The following is a 1,879-nucleotide window of genomic DNA, read 5'->3' as shown; positions in this document are numbered from 1 at the left end:
GGGGCTGTCGCACTAAATAATTAGTGCGAAGCTCTTTTTTTATTAAAAAAAATAAATCCACGACCAATTAGTCGTGGATTTATGATAAAATATTTTTCATGCTAATCGAAAAACTTTTACAAAAAGATTATACTTTAAATCAGAAGTTTTATCAATTAAAACTTCCTTTTAATTTAGATTGCATAATTCCAAAAGATGATTCAGTACGATTACTAAGTCAGTTTATAGAGGAGATAAATTTAACTGACCTATATTCTACTTATTCAAAAATAAGAGAAAATCAAGTATCGCCAAGAAAAATGTTGAAGATTATGCTTTATGCAAATATGAATAAAATTTACTCATCAAGAGATATTGAAAAAGCTTGTCGTAGAGATATAAATTTTATGTTCTTATTGGAAGGGGCTTCCGCTCCGGATCATTCCACAATAGCTAGATTTAGAAGTTTACATTTCGCTCCTTTTGCAGAAAGATTTTTAACCGAAACAACTAACCATTTGTATAAAATAGGTGAACTATCTGGAGAGGCTATTTTTATAGATGGTACAAAAATAGAAGCTTATGCTAATAAGTATACTTTTGTTTGGAAAAAAGCAGTTACAAAGAACTTAGAAAGACTATTAATCAAGATAGCAAACTTGATTGAAGAATGTGAAGAGCTTTTCGGAATTAAAATAATTCATAATAATAAAGTACAACTAAAACATATAAAAAAACTTAAGAAGAAATTATATAGTTTAAAGAAAAGTGAAGGTATAACTTTCGTTTACGGTTGTGGAAGAAGAAAAAGTTCTTTACAGAAATCTATTGAAAAGCTTGAAGAATATGCACTTAAACTAAAAGAATACAAGCAGAAAATATATATCTGTGGTAGCCGCAATAGTTACTCTAAAACTGATACTGATGCTACATTTATGAGAATGAAAGAAGATGCTATGAAAAATGGACAACTTAAACCTACATATAATCTACAAATCGGTGCAGACTCGGGTTATATTTCGTGGCTTACCATCGGTCCACAGCCAACCGATACTACAACACTAATACCATTTATTATTAACATGGAAAAAAATCTAAATTATAAATATTCAAAAATAGTGGCTGATGCAGGATATGAAAGTGAAGAAAACTACTCTTTTATTGAAGAAAATGACCAACTTTCATTTATAAAACCATTGAATTATGAGATATCAAAAACCAGAAAGTATAAAAATGATATTGGTAAAATAGAAAACATGATTTATGATGCACACACCGACAGTTACACTTGCCGAAATTGGAAACATTTGACTACTGAAAAAACAATAATAAGAAAATCTAAAACAGGTTATGAAAGCGAAAAAACTATTTACAGTTGTGAAGACTGTAGTTCCTGTAGTCATAAGAGTTCATGTATTAAAGGAAATAATTCAAAATTACCTTTGGAAGAGAGAACTAAAAAATTAGAGATCTCAAAGAAATTTAATCAGCAAAGAAAAGAAGATTTAAACAGGATAATTTCTGATGAAGGATGTTTGCTTAGAACAAATAGAAGCATTCAAGCCGAGGGCGCTTTTGCGCAAATAAAACATGATATGAATTTCAGAAGATTTTTATGTCGTGGTAAAAATAATATCTTAGCTGAAATCACCCTTCTGTCTGTAGCAATCAATGTTAAAAAGCTACATTTCAAAATACAAAGTGAGAAAACAAATACTCATTTGCATATGATTAAAAAATCTGCATAACCAAAAATAAGCTTTTCACAGAGGCTTATTTAAGTGCGTCTATTTTTCAAAACAGAAATTTCACAATTAACTGATCAACTAAATTTATATGAAAATCCATAAAAATAGGTTGTCGCTAGCAGATTTTTAATCTGCTAATGCGACAACCCCAT

Annotated in this window: 1 protein-coding gene; it reads left to right on the top strand. The window is 29.3% G+C overall.

The genetic code is table 11. The features are described 5' to 3' along the window. Positions 1-98: 98 nt before the first annotated feature. Complete coding sequence (locus tag INR60_RS17125; RefSeq protein WP_194192695.1) at positions 99-1,727, top strand: IS1182 family transposase; 1,629 nt, start codon at positions 99-101, stop codon at positions 1,725-1,727. Positions 1,728-1,879: the final 152 nt, after the last annotated feature.

Origin of the sequence: Clostridium chrysemydis, from assembly GCF_015234215.1 — a bacterium.
GTDB classification, from domain to species: Bacteria; Bacillota; Clostridia; order Clostridiales; family Clostridiaceae; genus Clostridium; species Clostridium chrysemydis.
The sequence above is the reverse complement of the archived record's forward strand: the minus strand, read 5'-3'. Positions and strand labels throughout refer to the sequence as shown.

Coding starts and splice junctions, on each gene's coding strand:
- INR60_RS17125 (WP_194192695.1), top strand. CDS start 99: ATGCTAATCGAAAAACTTTTACAAAAAGATTATACTTTAAATCAGAAG.